19 protein-coding genes and 1 rRNA gene are annotated in these 19,002 nt (G+C 71.0%); 8 read left to right on the forward strand and 12 right to left on the reverse strand.

Annotation, left to right across the window (positions count from 1 at the left end; translation table 11 throughout):
- The 3 genes from ABD987_RS41175 to ABD987_RS41185 all read right to left on the reverse strand — a co-directional run.
- Positions 1-73: ribosomal RNA gene (locus ABD987_RS41175) — 16S ribosomal RNA — on the reverse strand; the annotation flags it as partial.
- Between the two features lie 359 nt (positions 74-432).
- Complete coding sequence (gene tyrS, locus ABD987_RS41180) at positions 433-1,707, reverse strand: tyrosine--tRNA ligase (protein ID WP_345407803.1); 1,275 nt, start codon at positions 1,705-1,707, stop codon at positions 433-435.
- Between the two features lie 56 nt (positions 1,708-1,763).
- Complete coding sequence (locus tag ABD987_RS41185; RefSeq protein ID WP_345407805.1) at positions 1,764-2,438, reverse strand: DNA-3-methyladenine glycosylase; 675 nt, start codon at positions 2,436-2,438, stop codon at positions 1,764-1,766.
- Positions 2,439-2,547: 109 nt separating this feature from the next.
- Between ABD987_RS41185 and ABD987_RS41190 the strand changes: the two genes are divergently transcribed.
- The 3 genes from ABD987_RS41190 to ABD987_RS41200 are packed head-to-tail and all read left to right on the forward strand — an operon-like array spanning position 2,548 to position 4,447.
- Positions 2,548-3,126: an SRPBCC family protein gene (locus ABD987_RS41190; protein ID WP_345407807.1), complete on the forward strand. Its 579-nt coding sequence runs from the start codon at positions 2,548-2,550 to the stop codon at positions 3,124-3,126.
- Positions 3,123-3,800, forward strand: coding sequence for a DUF4166 domain-containing protein (locus ABD987_RS41195; protein WP_345407809.1), 678 nt, complete (start codon positions 3,123-3,125; stop codon positions 3,798-3,800). Before ABD987_RS41190 ends, ABD987_RS41195 begins: the two co-directional genes overlap by 4 nt.
- Positions 3,800-4,447 carry a TetR/AcrR family transcriptional regulator gene (locus tag ABD987_RS41200; protein WP_345407811.1) on the forward strand — a complete coding sequence of 216 codons (648 nt, stop codon included), beginning with the start codon at positions 3,800-3,802 and terminating at the stop codon, positions 4,445-4,447. Before ABD987_RS41195 ends, ABD987_RS41200 begins: the two co-directional genes overlap by 1 nt.
- A gap of 36 nt (positions 4,448-4,483) precedes the next feature.
- Here the strand turns inward: ABD987_RS41200 and argH are convergent, their stop codons facing one another.
- Genes argH through argC form a run of 8 tightly spaced genes read right to left on the reverse strand, consistent with a single transcriptional unit; the run spans position 4,484 to position 12,852 of the window.
- Complete coding sequence (gene argH, locus ABD987_RS41205) at positions 4,484-5,899, reverse strand: argininosuccinate lyase (protein ID WP_345407813.1); 1,416 nt, start codon at positions 5,897-5,899, stop codon at positions 4,484-4,486.
- Positions 5,900-5,916: 17 nt separating this feature from the next.
- Complete coding sequence (locus tag ABD987_RS41210; protein ID WP_345407815.1) at positions 5,917-7,116, reverse strand: argininosuccinate synthase; 1,200 nt, start codon at positions 7,114-7,116, stop codon at positions 5,917-5,919.
- Positions 7,113-7,631: an arginine repressor gene (locus tag ABD987_RS41215; RefSeq protein ID WP_345407817.1), complete on the reverse strand. Its 519-nt coding sequence runs from the start codon at positions 7,629-7,631 to the stop codon at positions 7,113-7,115. Before ABD987_RS41215 ends, ABD987_RS41210 begins: the two co-directional genes overlap by 4 nt.
- A complete protein-coding gene (argF, locus tag ABD987_RS41220; protein WP_345407819.1) occupies positions 7,628-8,557 on the reverse strand; it encodes an ornithine carbamoyltransferase in 930 nt (309 codons plus the stop codon). The genes ABD987_RS41215 and argF overlap by 4 nt, the downstream gene beginning before the upstream one ends.
- Positions 8,557-9,756 (reverse strand): acetylornithine transaminase, encoded by a 1,200-nt coding sequence (locus ABD987_RS41225; protein WP_345407821.1) that lies wholly within the window; start codon positions 9,754-9,756, stop codon positions 8,557-8,559. Before ABD987_RS41225 ends, argF begins: the two co-directional genes overlap by 1 nt.
- Complete coding sequence (gene argB / locus ABD987_RS41230) at positions 9,753-10,670, reverse strand: acetylglutamate kinase (RefSeq protein WP_345407823.1); 918 nt, start codon at positions 10,668-10,670, stop codon at positions 9,753-9,755. The genes ABD987_RS41225 and argB overlap by 4 nt, the downstream gene beginning before the upstream one ends.
- Positions 10,667-11,827 (reverse strand): bifunctional glutamate N-acetyltransferase/amino-acid acetyltransferase ArgJ, encoded by a 1,161-nt coding sequence (gene argJ / locus ABD987_RS41235; RefSeq protein WP_345407825.1) that lies wholly within the window; start codon positions 11,825-11,827, stop codon positions 10,667-10,669. Before argJ ends, argB begins: the two co-directional genes overlap by 4 nt.
- Entirely contained in the window at positions 11,824-12,852 is a 1,029-nt protein-coding gene (gene argC / locus ABD987_RS41240) for an N-acetyl-gamma-glutamyl-phosphate reductase (RefSeq protein WP_345407827.1), read from the reverse strand. Before argC ends, argJ begins: the two co-directional genes overlap by 4 nt.
- A gap of 62 nt (positions 12,853-12,914) precedes the next feature.
- On the opposite strand from argC, the gene ABD987_RS41245 reads away from it, so the two are divergent.
- From ABD987_RS41245 to ABD987_RS41260, 4 genes are all read left to right on the forward strand, one after another.
- A complete protein-coding gene (locus ABD987_RS41245; protein ID WP_345407829.1) occupies positions 12,915-13,895 on the forward strand; it encodes a helix-turn-helix transcriptional regulator in 981 nt (326 codons plus the stop codon).
- A gap of 12 nt (positions 13,896-13,907) precedes the next feature.
- On the forward strand, positions 13,908-14,585 hold the full coding sequence (locus ABD987_RS41250) for a response regulator transcription factor (RefSeq protein ID WP_345407831.1): 678 nt from the start codon (positions 13,908-13,910) through the stop codon (positions 14,583-14,585).
- Entirely contained in the window at positions 14,578-16,002 is a 1,425-nt protein-coding gene (locus ABD987_RS41255) for a sensor histidine kinase (RefSeq protein ID WP_345407833.1), read from the forward strand. The genes ABD987_RS41250 and ABD987_RS41255 overlap by 8 nt, the downstream gene beginning before the upstream one ends.
- 89 nt (positions 16,003-16,091) lie before the next feature.
- Positions 16,092-17,303 carry an acyltransferase family protein gene (locus ABD987_RS41260; protein WP_345407835.1) on the forward strand — a complete coding sequence of 404 codons (1,212 nt, stop codon included), beginning with the start codon at positions 16,092-16,094 and terminating at the stop codon, positions 17,301-17,303.
- 67 nt (positions 17,304-17,370) lie between these two features.
- On the opposite strand, the gene ABD987_RS41265 is transcribed toward ABD987_RS41260, so the two are convergent.
- Positions 17,371-17,853: a helix-turn-helix domain containing protein gene (locus ABD987_RS41265; protein ID WP_345407837.1), complete on the reverse strand. Its 483-nt coding sequence runs from the start codon at positions 17,851-17,853 to the stop codon at positions 17,371-17,373.
- A 174-nt stretch (positions 17,854-18,027) separates the two neighbouring features.
- Here ABD987_RS41265 and ABD987_RS41270 point away from each other — a divergent pair, with 174 nt between their 5' ends.
- On the forward strand, positions 18,028-18,738 hold the full coding sequence (locus ABD987_RS41270) for a DNA alkylation repair protein (RefSeq protein ID WP_345407839.1): 711 nt from the start codon (positions 18,028-18,030) through the stop codon (positions 18,736-18,738).
- The last annotated feature ends 264 nt before the right edge of the window (positions 18,739-19,002 follow it).

Raw genomic sequence — 19,002 nt, forward strand, 5'->3', positions numbered from 1 at the left:
TTCAGCGTTCGACTTGCATGTGTTAAGCACGCCGCCAGCGTTCGTCCTGAGCCAGGATCAAACTCTCCAACAATGTCTTCAAATTCGATCGAGGCATGTAATGCTCTCAAAGGAAACCCCAACGAGGCAGGGTTTCAAACAAATAAGCTCTACTGGCTTAGTTCACTAGCACACTGTTGAGTTCTCAAGCAACACACCCACAACCCAAGCCACACACACTCGCGCGGCCTCGACCGAGGCAGTCATTCCTAGCAGTTTTTGGTGGGACACCCACTCAATCGCGCTGAGGCGAGAGCTTGGTTCGTGTCCCGGCGGCCGCCTGGTCTCCCTGGCGACGAAGAGAACATTACACGCCCCCAAACAGCCCGAAACAGGGGGGTACCTTAAGCGCGTTTCCGCAGCTCAAGCCCCTGTTCCGGGCCGATGGGCCGGTCAGCCGCCGTAGCTGACGCCCGCGACGTTCCGCTTGCCCTTGCGGACGACGAGCCAGCGGCCGTGCAGCGCGTCCGCGGCGGACGGCTTCCACTCGTCGTCGGTGACCTTCACGTTGTTGACGTACGCCCCGCCCTCCTTCACGGCACGGCGCGCGGCTCCCTTGCTGTCCACCAGGCCGCCGGCGATCAGCAGATCGACGATGGTGGCGTCCCCGGCAGGCTCGATCTTGCCGGTCGGCACCTCCGCCATGGCGGCGTCAAGTGTGCGCGCGTCGAGCTCACGCAGCTCGCCACGCCCGAACAGGGCCTGGCTGGCGGCGATCACCTGGCGCGTCTGCTCCTCGCCGTGGACCAGGGTCGTGAACACCTCGGCCAGCCTCCGCTGCGCCGCGCGCAGGTGCGGGCGCTGCTCGGTGTCCTCGGCCAGCGCGGCGATCTCCTCCTGCTCCAGGAAGGTGAACATCCGCAGGTACCCGACCACGTCGGCGTCCGCGACGTTGACGAAGTACTGGTACCAGGCGTACGGCGAGGTCATCTCCGGATCGAGCCAGACGTTGCCGCCGCCGGTGGACTTCCCGAACTTGCGTCCCTCCGAGTCGACCACCAGCGGCGCGGTCAGCGCGTGCACGGTCGCCGCCTCGGTCCGCCGGATGAGGTCGACACCGCCGACGAGGTTGACCCACTGGTCCGAGCCGCCGAGCTGCAACCGGCAGTCGTGGCCGCGGTAGAGGTGCAGGTAGTCCTGCGACTGGAGCAGCAGGTAGCTGAACTCGGTGTAGGACATGCCGTCGGTCTCGAGCCTGCGCTTCACGGTCTCCCGGTTGAGCAGGGTGTTGACCGGGAAGTGCTTGCCGACGTCGCGCAGGAACTCCAGGACGTTCTGCTTGCTGGTCCAGTCGAGGTTGTTCACGATGATCGCGCCGGTCGGCGAGTCGTCGAAGTCGACGAACCGCTCCAGCTGACCGCGGATCCGGCCGGCCCACTCGGCGACGACGTCGAGCGAGGTCATCGCGCGCTCCCCGGTGTCACGCGGGTCGCCGATCATCCCGGTCGCGCCACCGGCCAGCACGATCGGCCGGTGCCCGGCGCGCTGGAACCGCGACAGCATGAGCAACGGGACGAGGTTTCCGGCGTGCAGGCTGGGCGCGGTCGGGTCGAACCCGCAATACAGCGTGACAGGCCCTTGGTCGAGTTCTCGCCGCAGTGCGTCGGCGTCGGTGGACTGCGCGATCAGGCCGCGCCAGGACAACTCGTCAAGGATGTGCTCACTCACACCTGTAGATCCTCCCGTACCAGGTCAAGCGGATTGGTACGGGGGCACCGGCGCGGTCAGCGCGGGCGTTTGCGGCCGCCCCTGCGGTAGGTGGACACGGCGGGCGAGCCGTCGATCCAGAACCGCCACGGAGTCTCCATCGCCATCGCGACACCCACCCTCGGGCCGGTGCGGACGTCGTCCGCCGGGACCCGCTCCCCGGTCAGCAGCCGTACCGGTGAGGCCGGGTCGGTCAGGTCGACGCCGTTCTGCTCGCGGTCGATCCCGAGCACCGAGGTCAGGATCGCGGGCCCCTTGGCGAACTCGCCGCTGCCCCGTGCCGCCGGTTTGCGCGCGCGGGCGAGGTCCGCGCCGGAGACGATCTCCCCCGCGCGCAGCAGCACCGCGCCCGGCTGGCCGTCCTCGGTGCCGACGACGTTGGCGCAGAAGTGCATGCCGTAGACGAAGTACACGTACAGGTGACCGGCCGGGCCCCACATGACCGCGTTGCGAGGGGTGCGGCCCCGGTAGCAGTGCGACGCCGGGTCGTCGAGGCCCCGGTACGCCTCGACCTCGACCAGCCGGACGGCGACCGTGCCGTCCGGGCCGGTGGACTCGATCACCGCGCCCAGGAGCAGTTCGGCGAGGTCGACCGGATCGAGTGCCAGCTCGGCGCGCGTGAAGATCCGGCCGTGCGTCGTCGTTTCGGCAGTGATGTCGTGTCCCCTTCGCCAGCCTTCGCCCGGCGCCATCGTAGCCGGGTCCCCTCCCCCGGCCGCCCGCCCGGGGAGGGTCTTGAGCGGATGCTCAAATCGGGGTTATAGTCGATTTGAGCACTCGCTCAAACAGGGAGGGAACGCGATGCGCCGCCGGTCGCTCTACGTGGAAACGGTGATCCGGACCGATCCGGAAACGCTGTGGGAACACACCCAGAACCCCGCGCTGCACCAGCGCTGGGACCTGCGGTTCAGCCGGATCGACTACCTCGACGGGGCCCCGGGCCGCCGGTTCCGATACACCACCCGGATCTTCGGTGTGGCGGTCGGCGGGATCGGTGTCAACGCGGGCGAACGGAGCCGCCCCGACGGCACCCGCGTCTCCGCGCTGCGGTTCTCCTCGGCCGATCCGCTGTCGCTGATCAAGGCGGGTGCCGGATATTGGCGCTACACCCCCACGCCCGACGGCGTCCGGTTCGTCACCGGCTTCGACTACACCACCCGCTGGGGTCCGTTCGGCCGGCTCGCGGACCTGGCCTTCCGGCCGCTGTTCGGCTGGATGACGGCGTGGTCATTCGACCGGCTGCGGATCTGGCTGGAAACCGGGGCGGCGCCGGAGAGCCAGCCGCTGCTCGGCCCGTCGGCGGCACGCTGCCGACGCCGTCCGGCCCGCGCGAAGGACGCCACGGCGCCACGCCTGCTGACCACCGTGGAGCGGCCATGACCGGGATCTTCGCCAGCGCGCTCGGGGACGGGATCGCCGCGCTGCACCCGCGGATGGCGCAACGCCTCGCGTTGTCCACGGCCGGGGGCGTCGGCATGATCGGCCACGGCGTGATGGAGCGCATCTGGCGCGGCCCGGCGTTCACCGCGCCCTTTCTCCGGCTCGGGGCCACGCGGCACATCCTCTTCCCCGAGCAGGGCCGCGACGTCCCCTTCACCATCGAGAACTACCCCTATCTCGACGCACACGGCCGGGAGACGGTGTCCTTCGTGCGCACCTTCGAACTCCCCGGCCGTCGGCGCCGGTTCGACGCCCAGATGGTCTACAACCCGGCGAGGGGGCGGATTGTGGACTATCTGGGCACCCACCAGCACCTCGCGGTGGACCTGGACATCACCGTGCGGCCCGACGGCGGGTTCCGCATCCGCAGCGGTGAGTTCCGGCTGGCCGAAGGCCCGCTGCGCGCGGTCGTGCCGCGGGCGTTGACGGGCGTGGCCGAGGTCAACGAGTGGTTCGACGAGGCGAGCGGCCGCTTCCGCGTCGAGGTCGCGGTCGTCAACCACCGGTTCGGCCCGCTGTTCGGCTACCGGGGCGCGTTCGAGGCCCGGTTCGTCGAGACGGGAACGGGGGTGAGCGGCGCGGTCAAACCGCTCCGTGAGAAGGTCCTGGACTGATGGACAGCAGCCGATCCGAGAAGCCGAGCACCAAGCAACGGCTGATCGACGGCGTGCTCGCGACGATCCGCGGCCAGGGCATCACCGCGGTTTCCGCGCGCACCGTCGCCGCGGCGGCGGGCACCAACCAGGCGCTGATCTTCTATCACTTCGGCAGTGTCGACGAGCTCGTCGCGCAGGCCTGTGTCTCGGCGACGGAAGCGCGGGTGGCGACGTACCGGCCGCGGTTCGCCGAGGTCCGGACCGTCGGCGAGCTGCTCGATCTCGGGCGGCGGATCCACGTCGAGGAGCGGGCCGAGGGCAACCTGGCCGTGCTGGCCCAGACGCTCGCCGGCGCGCAGACGGGCGGCAGGCTCGCCGAGGCGACGCGGGAGGCGCTGGACAAGTGGGTCGTCGAGGTCCAGGCGACGCTGGAACGCGTGCTGGCCGGTTCGCCGCTGACCGAGTTCGCCGACCCCGCGGGCCTCGCCCGCGCGGTGTCCGCGGGGTTCCTCGGCCTGACGCTGTTCGAGTCGGTGGATCCGGACGGTGGCGAGCAGGCGCTGGAGGCGCTGGCCCGGCTCGCCGCGCTCGTCGACGTCGTCGAGGGCCTCGGCCCGGTGGCCACCCGCGCGGTCAGGGCGAAGCTGCGCAAAACGAAGCGCTGAGCACCGGATTCCCCGGCGCTCAGCGCTTCGGCGGTGTCAGGCGAGCCACTTCCGGTGCTCGGCGACCCGCTCGACCAGCCGCTCCCGCTGCTCGGCGACCCGCTCCGGCGCGGTACCGCCGCGCGCGTCGCGGGAGCGCACCGAGCCCTCGACGGTCAGGACCTCGCGCACGGCCGGGGTCAGCGCGGGGTTGATCTTCGCGAACTCGGCGTCGGTGAGCTCGTCGAGCCCGGCACCCCTCGCCTCCGCGACCCGGACGCTCTCCCCCGCCGCCTCGTGCGCGACGCGGAACGGAACGCCTTGGCGCACCAGCCATTCCGCGATGTCGGTGGCGAGGGTGAAGCCCGCCGGCGCGAGTTCGGCGAGACGCCCGGTGTGGAAGGTGAGCGTGCCGAGCATGCCCGCGATCGCCGGGAACAGCAGTTCCAGCTGCTCGACCGAGTCGAACACCGGTTCCTTGTCCTCCTGCAGGTCCCGGTTGTACGCCAGCGGCTGTGCCTTGAGCGTCGCCAGCAGGCCGGTCAGGTTGCCGATCAGCCGCCCCGCCTTGCCCCTGGTCAGCTCGGCGACGTCGGGGTTCTTCTTCTGCGGCATGATCGAGCTGCCGGTGGCCCAGGCGTCGTCGAGCGTGACGTAGCCGAACTCGGCGGTGTTCCAGATGATCACCTCTTCGGCGATCCGGGACAGGTTCACCGCGAGCATCGCGACGGCGAACGCGAACTCGGCGACGAAGTCCCGCGAGGCCGTGCCGTCGATGGAGTTCTCGACGCTGGAAGCGAAGCCGAGTTCGGCCGCGACCGCCTCGGGGTCGAGGCCGAGCGACGAACCCGCCAGCGCGCCCGAACCGTAGGGCGATTCGGCGGTGCGGGCGTCCCAGTCACGCAGGCGCGAGACGTCCCGCAGCAACGACTGCCCGTGGGCGAGCAGGTGATGGGCCAGCAGCACCGGCTGGGCGTGCTGCAGGTGCGTGCGGCCCGGCAGGATCGCGTCCGGATGCCGCCGCGCCTGCGACACCAGCGCCTCGACGACGTCGAGCGTGCCCGCGACGACCCGGCGCCCGGCGTCCCGCAGCCACATGCGGAACAGCGTCGCGACCTGGTCGTTGCGCGAGCGGCCCGCCCGCAGCTTGCCGCCGAGTTCCGCGCCCGCCCGCTCCAGCAGGCCGCGTTCGAGCGCGGTGTGCACGTCCTCGTCGGCGACGGCCGGGGTGAACGCGCCGGACGCGACGTCCTCGGCGAGGGTGTCGAGGGCGGCGAGCATCCCGGTGAGCTCGTCCTCGGTGAGCAGCCCGGCCGTGCGCAGCACGCGGGCGTGCGCCCGTGACCCGGCGATGTCGTACGGCGCGAGGCGCCAGTCGAAATGGGTCGACGCGCTCAGCGCCGCCATCGCCTCGGCCGGTCCACTGGCGAACCGGCCGCCCCACAGTGCGACCGGCTGCTCGTTACTGCTCACTTTGTGCCTTTCTCGAGTTACTTGGCGAGATCCCGCTTGGCGGCGATCTTGCTGGGGAGACCCCACAACCGTACGAAGCCCTTGGCCAGCGACTGGTCGAAGGTGTCGCCCTCGTCGTAGGTGGCGAGGTTGAAGTCGTACAGCGACTCCTCGCTGCGCCTGCCGGTGACGACGGCGCCGCCGCCGTGCAGCACCATCCGGATTTCGCCGGAGACCCGCTCCTGCGACTTCCCGATGAAGGTGTCCAGCGCCTCCTTCAGCGGCGAGAACCAGAGGCCGTCGTACACCAGCTCACCCCAGCGCTGCTCGACCTGCCGCTTGAACCGGGCGAGATCACGCTCGACGGTGACGTTCTCCAGCTCCTGGTGCGCGGTGATCAGCGCGATCGCGCCGGGTGCCTCGTAGATCTCCCGGCTCTTGATGCCGACGAGCCGGTCCTCGACCATGTCGAGCCGCCCGACCCCGTGGGCGCCGGCCCGCCGGTTGAGCTGCTGGATGGCCTCCAGCATGGTGACGGTCTCGCCGTCGATCGCGACCGGCACGCCCCGGTCGAAGGTGATGACCAGTTCGTCGGGTGCCGCGAAGTTGGCCGTGGGGTGCTCGGTGTAGGAGTAGACCTCTTCGGTCGGAGCGTTCCACAGGTCTTCGAGGAACCCGGTCTCCACCGCGCGGCCCCACACGTTCTGGTCGATCGAGAACGGCGAGGACTTGGTGACGTCGATCGGGAGGTCGTGTTCCTCGGCGTAGGTGATCGCCTTCTCCCTCGTCCACGCGAAGTCGCGGACGGGAGCGAGCACCTTGAGGTCCGGCGCGAGCGCGCCGATGCCGACCTCGAAACGGACCTGGTCGTTGCCCTTGCCGGTGCAGCCGTGCGCGACGGTGTCCGCACCGTGGTATTTCGCCGCCTTCGCGAGGTGCTTGACGATGACGGGCCGGGACAGTGCCGAGACCAGTGGGTACCGGTCCATGTAGAGCGCGTTCGCCTGCAACGCCGGCAGGCAGTAGTCGTCCGCGAACTCGGCGCGGGCGTCGGCCACGACGGCCTCGACGGCACCGCAGTCGAGCGCGCGCTGCCGGATCGTCTCCAGGTCTTCACCACCCTGGCCGAGGTCCACGGCCACCGCCACGACCTCGGCGCCGGTCTCCTCGGCGATCCAGCCGATGCCGACCGACGTGTCCAGCCCGCCCGAGTAGGCGAGCACGATCCGCTCGGTCACAACCCTCCTCCTTCGTCCTCCGCGTCCAAAGTAGACGATCGCCGCGCGAGCGCGGCGAACCGTTCGGCGAGATCCTTTCCCGACAGCGGCTCCCTGGCGATCACCGCCACCGTGTCGTCGCCGGCGATGGAGCCGACGACCTCCTCCAGCGCGGATCGGTCGATCGCGCTGGCCAGGAACTGCGCCGCGCCCGGGGGCGTGCGCAGCACCGTGAGGTTCCCCGACGAGTCCACCGAGACCAGCAGCTCGGCGAGCAGCCGGGACAACCGCGAGGTGCCGCCCTGCACCCCGCGCACCGGGCTGCCGTCCTCGGGGATGACGTACACCGGCGCCCCCGAGTCGGCACCCCGCAGCTTGACCGCGCCCAGCTCGTCGAGATCCCGGGACAGGGTGGCCTGGGTGACCTCGATGCCTTCGGCCGCGAGGAGCTTCGCGAGTTCGGTCTGGCTGCGGATGGCCATCGTGGACACCAGTTCGGTGATCCGCGCCTGGCGCCCGGCCCTGCTGCTGGTCACTTACGTCGCTCCTGATCGAGCAGCCAGACGAGAAGAGCCTTCTGTGCGTGCAGGCGGTTTTCGGCCTCGTCCCACACCGCGCTGGCGGGGCCGTCGAGCACCTCGTCGGTGATCTCCCAGCCGCGGTGCGCGGGCAGGCAGTGCAGCACGATCGCCTCGTCCGCGGCCCGCTTCAGCAGCTCGGCGTTGACCTGCAGCGCGCGGAACGGGCCGACCCGGTCGAGCCCGTCGTTCTCCTGCCCCATCGAGGTCCAGGTGTCGGTGACCAGCACGTCGGCGCCGTCGACCGCGGCGTGCGGGTCGACGAACACCGCGGCACTGCCACCGGTCTCGCTCCCCCGGTGCTTGGAGTCGAGCATGACCTGCTGGTCGGGCTGGAAACCCTCCGGGGACACCACCCGCACGTGCATCCCGGCGGTGGTGCCGCCGAGCAGCAGCGAATGGGCCATGTTGTTCGCGCCGTCGCCCAGGTACACCATGGTCAGCCCGGCGAGCCTGCCCTTGCGTTCCCGGATCGTCATCAGGTCGGTGAGCACCTGGCACGGGTGGAACTCGTCGGTCAGCGCGTTGATCACCGGGATCCGCGACACCGACGCCATCGCGTCGATGCGCTTCTGCGCGAACGTCCGCCACACCACGGCGTCGACGTAGCGGGACAGCACCCGCGAGGTGTCCTCGATGGTCTCCTCACGGCCGAGCTGCATCGAGCGTCCGTCCACTATCACCGAATGCCCGCCGAGCTGCGAGATGCCGACGTCGAAGGACAGCCGAGTCCGGGTGGAGTTCTTCTCGAAGATCGCCGCGACGGACTTACCTGCCAGCGCGCTGTTGCCGAGCGGGTCGGCCTTGAGCGCGTCGGCGAGGTCCAGCAGCTCGGCCTGTTCGGCCGGGCTGACGTCGTCGTCGCGGAGGAAATGGCGGAGCATCAGTCGTCCTTCGGGGTGATCGAATCGAGTACCGCCGGGAGCGCGGCGACGAAGCCTTCGGCCTGTTCGTCGGTGAGCACCAGCGGCGGCGCCAGCCGGACGGTGTCCGGCGCGACGGCGTTGACCAGGTATCCGGCGTCCTGCGCGGACTTCTGCGCGGCGGCGGCGACCGGTTTGTTCAGTGCGATCCCGAGCAGCAGGCCACTGCCCCGCACGCCGGCGACCAGCGGGTGGTGCAGCGCCTCGACCCCGGCCGCGATGTCCTTGCCCAGCGCGGCGACGTGGTCGAGCAGTTCGTTCTCGGCGAGGGTGCGCAGCACCGCGAGCCCGGCCGCGCAGCACACCGGGTTCCCGCCGAACGTGGTGCCGTGCTGGCCCGGCTTGAGCAGGTCGCCCGCGGCGCCGACGCCGATCACCGCGCCGAGCGGCAGCCCGCCGCCGAGGCCCTTGGCCAGCGTGATCACGTCCGGCACGATCCCGGCCTGCTGGAAGGCGAACCAGGTGCCGAGCCTGCCGATCCCGGTCTGCACCTCGTCGAGGACGAGCAGCGCGCCCGCCGACTTGGTGAGCTCGCGCGCCGCCTGCAGATACCCGGCCGGCGCCGGGACGACGCCGCCCTCGCCGAGGACCGGCTCCAGGAACACCGCCGCGGTTTCGCCGTCGACGGCCGCGCGCAGCGCCTCGACGTCGCCGTACGGGACGTGCGTGACGCCGGGGACCAGCGGGGCGAACGGGTCGCGCTTCGACGGCTGGCCGGTGAGCGACAGCGCGCCCATCGTGCGGCCGTGGAAGGCGCCGTCCGCGGCGACGATCTTCGTCCGGCCGGTGAGCCTGCTGATCTTCAGCGCGGCCTCGTTGGCCTCGGCGCCGGAGTTGACGAACAGCACCTTGCCGTTGCCGGAAAGGCCCGCGACGTCCAGCAGCGCCTCGGCCAGTTCGACCGCGACCGGGTTGACGTAGAGGTTCGAGGTGTGGCCGATCTTCGCGATCTGCTCGCCGACCGCGCGCACCACCGCCGGATGGGCGTGGCCGAGCGCGTTGACCGCGATCCCGCCGACGAGGTCGACGTACTCGCGGCCGTCGGCGTCCCACACCGTGGCGCCCTCGCCGCGGACCAGGGTCAGCGCCGGGGTGCCGTAGTTGTCCATCAGCGCGGACTTCCAGTGTTCCTGGCCGTCTACATTGGACTGTAAGGTCACGGTTGCTCCGTTTCGGGGAAGACCATGGTGCCGATGCCGCGCGAGGTGAAGACCTCCAGCAGCACCGAATGGGCGATTCGGCCGTCGATCACGTGCGCGCGCCGCACCCCGCCGCGGATCGCGCGGACGCACGCCTCCATCTTGGGGATCATGCCGCTGGCCAGGCCGGGCAGCAGCTGTTCGAGCCGGCGGACGTCGAGGCGGTCGATCAGCGAGGACCGGTCCGGCCAGTTCGCGTACAGGCCCTCGACGTCGGTCAGCACGACGAGCTTCTCCGCGCCGAGCGCCGCGGCGAGCGCGCCGGCCGCGGTGTCGGCGTTGACGTTGTGCACCACGCCGTCGATGTCCGGGGCCACGGTCGAGACCACCGGGATGCGCCCGGCGTTGACGATGTCGAGCACCGCGTCCGGGTTGACCGCGGCGACCTCGCCGACCAGCCCGATGTCCACCGGCTCACCGTCCACAGTGGCCTGTTTGCGTTCGGCGGTGAACAGCCGGGCGTCCTCGCCGGAGATGCCGACGGCGTACGGGCCGTGCGCGTTGATCAGCCCGACCAGCTCGCGGCTGACCTGGCCGACCAGCACCATGCGGACGACGTCCATCGTCTCCGGCGTGGTCACCCGCAGCCCGCCCTTGAACTCCCCGGTCATGCCGAGCCTGCCCAGCATCGCGCTGATCTGCGGGCCACCGCCGTGCACGACCACCGGGCGCAGCCCGGCCAGCCGCAGGAACACCATGTCGTCGGCGAAGGCCTGCTTGAGCCGGTCGTCGACCATCGCGTTGCCGCCGTACTTCACCACCACGGTCGCGCCGTGGAACCGCTGCAGCCAGGGCAGCGCCTCGATGAGCACCCCGGCCTTCTCGGCCGCCGTCTCCAGTCTCTCGTCCGCGGAAATCAGAGCCTCCCTGTTCATGAGGAATAAGCACTGTTCTCTTCGACGTAACCATGGGAAAGGTCGGTGGTGTAGACGGTGGCGGTGTGGTCACCGACACCGAGGTCGATGACGATCTCGATGGCCCGGCCGGACAGGTCCGCCGCCGAACGGTCCTCGGCGGTGGTGCCATGGGCGAAGAGGGTGACGCCGTTGATCGCGATCGCCACCTGCTCCGCGTCGATCGTGGCCTGAGCACGGCCGAGCGCCATGGCGATACGGCCCCAGTTCGGGTCCGAGCCGAACAGCGCGGTCTTGACCAGGTTGTCCTCGGCGACGGTGCGGGCGACGGCGACGGCGTCCGCCTCGGTGACGGCACCCTTGACGACGACGTCGACGTCCTTGGTCGCGCCTTCGGAGTCCGCGCGCAGCTGGAGGACGAGGTCGAGCGCGACCGCGGTCAGCGTCTCGGTCAGCGCCGCCTCCGACGGCTCGACCCCGCTGGCGCCCGAGGCGAGCACGAGCACGGTGTCGTTGGTCGAGGTACCGCCGTCGACGTCGAGCCGGTCGTAGGTGATCCCGGTCGCGGCCCGCAGCGCGCGGTCGAGGACCTCCGGGTCCACCACGGCGTCGGTGGTGAGCACCGACAGCATGGTGGCCAGGTTCGGCGCGAGCATCCCGGCGCCCTTGGCGAACCCGCCCACGCTCCAGCCGTCCTCGTGCTTCGCGAAGGCCTGCTTCGGCTTGCTGTCGGTGGTCATCACGCCGGTGGCCGCGTTCAGGCTCGCCCCCGCGCTCGCCTCCAGGGCCTTGGCCGCGGTGTCCACTCCGGACAGTACGGCGTCCATCGGCAGCCGCTCGCCGATGAGACCGGTCGAGCAGACGGCGACCTCGATCGCGCCGGCACCGAGCACCTCCGCGACCTTCTCGGCGGTGGCGTGGGTGTCCTGGAACCCGCCGGGCCCGGTCGCCGCGTTCGCGCCGCCGGAGTTGAGCACGACGGCCTTGAGCCTGCGCTGCTTCAGGACCTCCTGCGACCACAGCACCGGCGCGGCCTTGATCACGTTGCGGGTGAACACACCCGCCGCGACGTCGAGCGGGCCGTCGTTGACGACCAGCGTGAAGTCGAGCGCGCCGGAGGCCTTGATCCCGGCGGCGACGCCCGCGGCGCGGAAACCCTGCGGACCGGTGATGGTCACGGTGCTACTCCTACGGTGGGAAGTCCGGTGTGCTCGGGGAATCCGAGCGCGAGGTTCATCGACTGCACGGCACCGCCCGCGGTGCCCTTGGTCAGGTTGTCGATCGCGGCGATCACGACCAGGCGCTTCGCGTCGGGGTCCACGGTCACCTGGAGCTGCACGTTGTTCGAACCGAGCGTCGCCGCGGTCGCCGGCCAGGCGCCCTCCGGGAGCAGCTGGACGAACGGCTCGGCGCCGTAGGCCTTCTCGTACACCGCGCGCGCGGCCGCGGCGTCCACCTCGCCGGCCAGCGGCGCGCTCGCCGTGGTCAGGATGCCGCGGGACATCGGCGCGAGGACCGGGGTGAACGACACCGAAACCCGCGTGCCCGCCACCGCGGCGAGGTTCTGGGCGAACTCGGGCGTGTGCCGGTGCGCCCCGCCGACGCCGTACGGGCTGGCCGACCCCATCACCTCGGAGCCGAGCAGGTTCGGCTTGAGGCTCTTGCCGGCGCCGGACGTCCCGGTCACCGAAACGATCGCGACGTCGGGCAGAATCAGCCCGGCGGTCAGCGCGGGGGCGAGCGCCAGCGATCCGCCGGTCGGGAAGCAGCCGGGGACGGCGATCCGCTTGGTACCGACGAGTTTTTCGCGGGCGCCGGGCAGTTCGGGCAGGCCGTAGGGCCACTGGCCCGCGTGCTCACCGCCGTACCACCGCTGCCAGTCAGCGGCGTCGGCGAGCCGGTGATCGGCGCCGAGGTCGACGACGAGGACGTCGGGGCCGAGCCGCGCGGCGATCTCGGCGGAGTGGCCGTGGGGCAGTGCCAGGAACACGACGTCGTGCCCGGCAAGGGTTTCCGGGGTGGTTTCCGTGAGCACGCGGTCCGCCAGCGGGACCAGGTGCGGCTGATGGGTGCCCAGCGGCGTCCCGGCACTGCTGGCCGCCGTGAGCGCGCCGATCTCGACATGCGGATGGGTGAGCAGCAGGCGAAGGAGCTCTCCTCCGGCGTAGCCGCTCGCGCCGGCCACCGCGATCTTCACCGTCATACGTATGATTATGCACCATCCTGCAAATTCAAACAACCAGGCCGGGGTGGGATGCTGGGCCGGTGACCGACACGCCCGCCCGCCTGCTCACGTTGCTGTCCCTGCTCCAGACGCCCCGGGAGTGGCCGGGCAGCGAACTCGCCGAGCGGCTCGAAGTCAGCGCGCGCACCATCCGGCGGGACATCGACCGGCTCCGTGAGCTCGGGTACCCGGTCGAGGCGACCCGCGGCGCGGCGGGCGGTTACCGGCTCGTGGCGGGGACCGCGATGCCCCCGTTGCTGCTCGACGACGAGGAAGCCGTCGCGATCGCCGTCGGGCTGCGCACCGCGGCGGCGCAGACCGTCGAGGGCATCGGCGAAGCGTCCGTGCGCGCGCTCGCGAAGCTCGAACAGGTGCTTCCCTCGCGGCTGCGCTACCGCGTCGGGGCGCTGGGCAACGCGACGGTCACCGTCCCGGGCGGCGGGCCGGTCGTCGATCCCGCGCAGCTGACCGTGTTCGCCGCGGCGATCACGAACCACGAGACCGTCCGCTTCCGCTACCGCGCGGGCGACCGGACGGAATCCCGGCGGCTGACCGAACCCCACCGGCTCGTGGCGACCGGACGACGCTGGTACCTCGTCGCCTACGACGTCGACCGGAAGGACTGGCGGACCTTCCGGGCGGACCGGATCCGCGACGCGGTCGCGACCGGCGGCCGGGTCCCGCCGCGGCAGCCCCCCGCCGAGGACATGGCGGCCTGGGTGATCGAGCGGATGTACCGCCTCCTGCCCTCCTACCGGGCGACGATCACCCTGGCGCTCCCGGTCGACGAGGCACGCGCGCGGCTCGGCCCGCAGTTCGGCGACGTCGAACCGGTGGACGAGCGGAGCTGCCGGGTGCACAGTACGGAGGACACCCTGGACTGGCTCGCGTTCCGGCTGCTGAACCTCGGCTGCGCGTTCACCGTGCACGAACCGCCCGAGCTGATCACCCACCTGCGCGACCTCGCCGCCCGCGCGGCGGGTGCCGTCCCGGCGCCACCGGCCGGGGAAACGGCCGTGTGAGATCGTGACCGGATGCGGATACTGCTGGTCGAGGACGAACGACGGCTGGCCGAATCACTCCGGGCGGGACTGACCGCCGAGGGCTACGCGGTGGACGTCGCGCACAACGGCCGCGACGCGCTGTGGCTCGCCGCGGAAAACCCGTACTCCGCGATGATCCTCGACATCATGCTGCCCGGCCTCAACGGCTACCGCGTGTGCGAGCGGCTGCGTGCCGGGGGTGACGCGACCCCGATCCTCATGCTCACCGCGAAGGACGGGGAGCACGACGAGATCGAGGCGCTGGACACCGGCGCCGACGACTTCCTGCCCAAGCCGTTCTCCTACGGCGTCCTGCTCTCCCGGCTGCGCGCCCTGATCCGGCGGGGCGGCGCCACCCGGCCGAGCACCCTGCGTCTCGGCGACCTGGAGCTGGACAGGGCCAACCACCGATGTCAGCGCGCGGGCACCGAAATCCCCTTGACCGGCAAGGAGTTCGCGCTGCTCGCCTATCTCATGCAGCGACCCGGCCAGGTCGTCACCAAGGCCGAGCTGCTGGAGAACCTCTGGGACTTCGGGTCCACCGCGACGGCCAACCTGGTGGAGGTGCACGTCAGTGCGCTGCGCCGCAAGATCGACACCCCGTTCCGCGCCGAAACAATCAGGACGGTCCGCGGCGCGGGCTACCACGTGGTGGCCGCGAGTGCCTAGGTTCCTCCGGTCCACCCGTTTCCGGATCGCCCTGGTCGCGTTCGCGAGTTCGGCGGTCGCGCTGAGCGCGGTGGCGGTGGGCTTCGTCGTGCAGGCACAGGCCCGCCTCGAAAGCGGGGCCGCCCAGCTCGCCGACGCGCGCGCCGCCGCGATCGTCCAGCTGCTGAACACCGGCACCCGGCCGGAGGATCTGCCCGGGCTCGTGCGGGACTCGCTGTACGAGGTCACCGACCGTTCGTGGCACCGGCTCGCGAGCTGTCCGGGCTTCTACCCGCACGAGGGTTCGCTGCTGCCCGTATCCGACCTCCATCCCGATGTGGGCTACACCAGGAACCTCCCGGTGTACGGGGTGGACATGGTCACCTCGACCGGCTGCAGCCGGGTGCTCGGCGTCACCCCCGAAGGCCTCACCGGTATCCCGCTGCACGCCATCCTGCACTTCAGCGGGGATGGCAAGTACGCCGTCTTCGGCGCCGCGCGGGTCGACGAGGACGAGCAGCGGGCGGTCGACTCCGCGCGGACCGGCCTGCTGGTCGGCGTCCCGCTGGTGTCACTGCTGATCGGCCTGATCGCGTGGCTGGCCGTGCACCGTTCGCTCCGGCCGGTGGAGGCCATCCGGGCCGAGGTCGCCGAGATCAGCGCGCACGACCTCGGCCGCCGGGTGCCCGCGCCCCGGAGCGGCGACGAGCTCGCCCGGCTGGCCGTCACCATGAACACCATGCTGGAGCGTCTCGACACCGCGGTGGCCCGGCAGGGCCGGTTCACCGCCGACGCGTCCCACGAGCTGCGCACTCCCCTCTCCTCGCTGCGCACCCAGCTCGAGGTCCTGCTGGCGCATCCGGACAGTTTCGACTGGCGGACGTCATGCGAGAACGCCCTTCTCGACGTCACCCGGCTGCAGGACCTGGTCGCCGATCTCGTCCTGCTCGGCAAGCTCGACAACGCCGCGCCGCCCCCGTTCGCGCCGGTGGCACTGTCCGAAGTGGTCACCACTTGCCTCGACGGACGCGAGATCCGCGACGGCGTCACGATCACCACCGAGTACGAGGGCACCCCGATCGTCCGGGGTCACCGTGCCCGGCTGGTACGTCTCGTCCGCAACCTCCTCGACAACGCCGAGCGGCACGCCGCCGGTCACATCGCCGTCACAGTGTCCACTGTGGACGCCGAAGGGGTGCTGACGGTCACCGACGACGGCCCCGGCATCCCGGCGGACGAACGCGAGCACGTCTTCGACCGGTTCGTCCGGCTCGACGAGGCACGCGACCGCGACACCGGGGGCAGCGGGCTCGGCCTCGCCATCGCGGCCGAGATCGCGCACACCCACCACGGCACCATCGAAGTCGCGCCCGGCGAGGGCGGCGCGCGGCTGGTCGTCCGGCTGCCCGCACTGGACCGGCCACCGGGCACGGACTGACCGCGTCGATGCTTCGGGGAACCGCTCGCTGAAGACGTCTTCAGCGAGCTTCAGCCCGCGTTCAGCGTCGTCCCGCGACGCTCCGGATCATGTCGCCGGCCGCTCCTGTTCCCTTCCGCTCGTGGTGGAAACCGCTCAGCCACACCGAATACCTGGCCACGAACCGGTTTCCCGGGCTCACCGGGCTGCGTGCGCTCGCCGCGCTCGCCGTGGTCTTCTTCCACTACGGCGGCCCGGCGACGACCCGGCTCCAGGGCTGGATCGCCGTGCAGCTGTTCTTCGTGCTCTCCGGATTCCTGATCACCACACTGGCGCTGCGCGAGGAGGACCGCCGGGGACGGATCTCGCTGCGCGCGTTCTACCTCCGCCGGGTCTTCCGGATCATGCCGGTCTACCTCCTGCTGCTCGTGCTGACCACGGTGGCCGTCGCCGTCGCCGGAACGTACTGGTCCAGCAGGCTCGGTGACGCCATGCCGTTCTACCTCGTCTTCGGCAACGAACTGGTGGACTACAACACGCCCTACGCCGTGTCGTGGTCGCTGGGCGTCGAAGAGAAGTTCTACTTCGTCTGGCCCGCGCTGCTCGTGCTCACCTCCTTCGTCAGGACCGGGAAGACGGCCCTGCGCCTGATGATCGGCGCCGGAGCCGTGCTCGGCGTGGTGCTGCTGGCCCTCCCGCACACGCCCGGCACCACCTGGGCGAACCTTTCCGTGCACTACTGCTCGCTCGTGATCGGCTGCCTGCTGGCACTCGTGCTGCATCATCCGCGAGGCTTCGCGGTGGTCCGCCCGCTGACCAGCCCCGCGGCCGGAACCGTGCTCGCCCTCGGTTTCTGCGTGCTCCAGCTGTCCGTCGAACCGCTACGGGACCGGCTCGGGGGCAGCTGGCAGTACGTGACCCCGATCTACGCCGCCGGGGTGGCGGTGCTGCTGATCGCGGTCGTCACCCGCGGGCCGGTCCCCCGGTTGCTGTCCAGCCGCCCGATGACCTTCGTCGGGGACCGCTCGTACGCCCTCTACCTCTCGCAGACCGGCGCCGCCGTGCTGACCGGGGTCGTGCTGCCGAACGGGCTCGCCAAGGCCGTCGCGACCTCGGGCGTCGCGCTGCTGTTCGCGTGCGCGCTGCACCGCTGGGTCGAGACCCCCGCGATCGCCTTCGGCCGTTCCCTCGCCCGGCGGCTGCCGTCTCGCCCGGCGCGAAACGACGGCTCCGGAAAGGACACGGACGAACGCGAACACGCCCCCGGCGAACGTGCCGCGGTGCTCTCGCCACCAGGACCGGAGCGCTCGCCACGCGGCTGACGGGGCCGCCCGGTGCCGCGGATCGGGCTGGTACCGGCCCGATCCGCGGCACCTCGTCGCTACCCGTTCATGACACCTCCACCGGCTCGGCGCGGCGGCTGGGCGGGGCCGGGAGATACTCCCCCGGCCGCTCCGGATCGCAGCCGACCCGCGGTAGCCGCGCGCGTATCCCGCCCGGCGTCCGCTCGAAGCGCTGGGCAAGCTCCTCGACACCTTCGCCCGCCAGCCATCGGTGCTCCAGCTCCGCGTCCTGTTCGTCGCTCCACGGCCTGCCCTGTTGAGCCGCTCTGTCCCGCGCTCTCCGTCGCGGCGGACCGCCCGTGCCGCCGAAGGCGTGCAGACTCGCCGCGAGGAGATCCGCCACCGCGGGCACGGCACCGGCGTCGAGTTCGAGCCGCCCGTCGGCGACCGGCTCGCCGTCCGGCCCCGCCCCGCCCACGGTGACCGTGACCCGGGGTTCGGCCCGGTCGCCGCTACGCGTCGCGACCGCGATCCGATACGTGGTGTTTCCCTGCCGGACCTCGGTCCGGTACTCGTCGATGATCGTCATGCCGGGAAGCTAGCGCGCACCCCCGACAATTTTCGCTCACCCTCGGCGCACGACCGGCCGCGTTCCGAAACTGTCGGTCCCGTCGCCTACCGTCGTTCCTGATACCGGGCTCCCGCCCGAAAAGGACGAAGGAGTTGCCATGACCGACGCCGGCGAGCGAATCGAGGTGCGCGCGTGAGTGCGGACCGACGGCTGATCGCGGCCGTCCGCGAGGGGCTAGCCGAGCTGGCCGACCCGGCGAAGGCGCCCGTGATGCGCGCCTACATGAAATCGCCCATGCCGTTCCGCGGGGTACCGAAGCCACCCCGCGCCGCCCTGCTGAAACGCGTCCTCGCCGAGCATGTCCTCCCCGATCGGGAGACGTTCACGGCCACCGCGCGCGTACTCTGGCACGAAGCCGGGTACCGCGAGGAGCGGTACGCCGCCATCGATCTCACCGGGTACCGCGCCTACCGGCACTGGCAGGATCCGGAGCTGCTCGGGCTGTACGAGGACATGATCGTCACCGGCGCGTGGTGGGACTACGTCGACGAACTGGCCGCACGCCGCGTCGGCCCGATCCTGCGCGGCGCACCCGCCGCCGTGGCCCCGCTGATGCGGGCCTGGGCGATCGATCCGGACCTGTGGCGCAGGCGGACCGCCATTCTCTGCCAGCTCGGCGCGAAGGAGAACACCGACACCGCGCTGCTCACGCACGCCGTCGAAGCCTCGATCGGTGCGCAGGAGTTCTTTCTGCGCAAGGGCATCGGCTGGGCGCTACGGGACTACGCGAAAACGGCACCCGGCTGGGTTATGTCCTTTGTGGACGACCACCCCGGGCTGTCCGGGCTCTCCCGCCGGGAGGCGCTCAAACACCTCGGCACCGGGGAAAACCGTGCCCAGTGAACCGGATCCGCGAGCCGGGCGACATGGGTACGACAGCGGCGACCACGACGCTGAGGGCGAAACCGGCCCGGGAATCCCATGGCAGCCCTCAACCCCCACGGAGTCGATGACCGATACTGGGCGAGGGAGGGCTCACTCGGTCGATGTCATGCCCGGCTAGCGCGGGATAGTGGCCAAAAGTCCCGAGTATGCCCGACACCTTCGCAACCGCGAGCCTGGTCCTGTTCGCTGTACTACCGTCGATCTTGACACGCGGAGCCGTTG

Origin of the sequence: Amycolatopsis samaneae (assembly GCF_039541975.1) — a bacterium.
In the GTDB taxonomy this organism is placed as follows: domain Bacteria; phylum Actinomycetota; class Actinomycetes; order Mycobacteriales; family Pseudonocardiaceae; genus Amycolatopsis; species Amycolatopsis samaneae.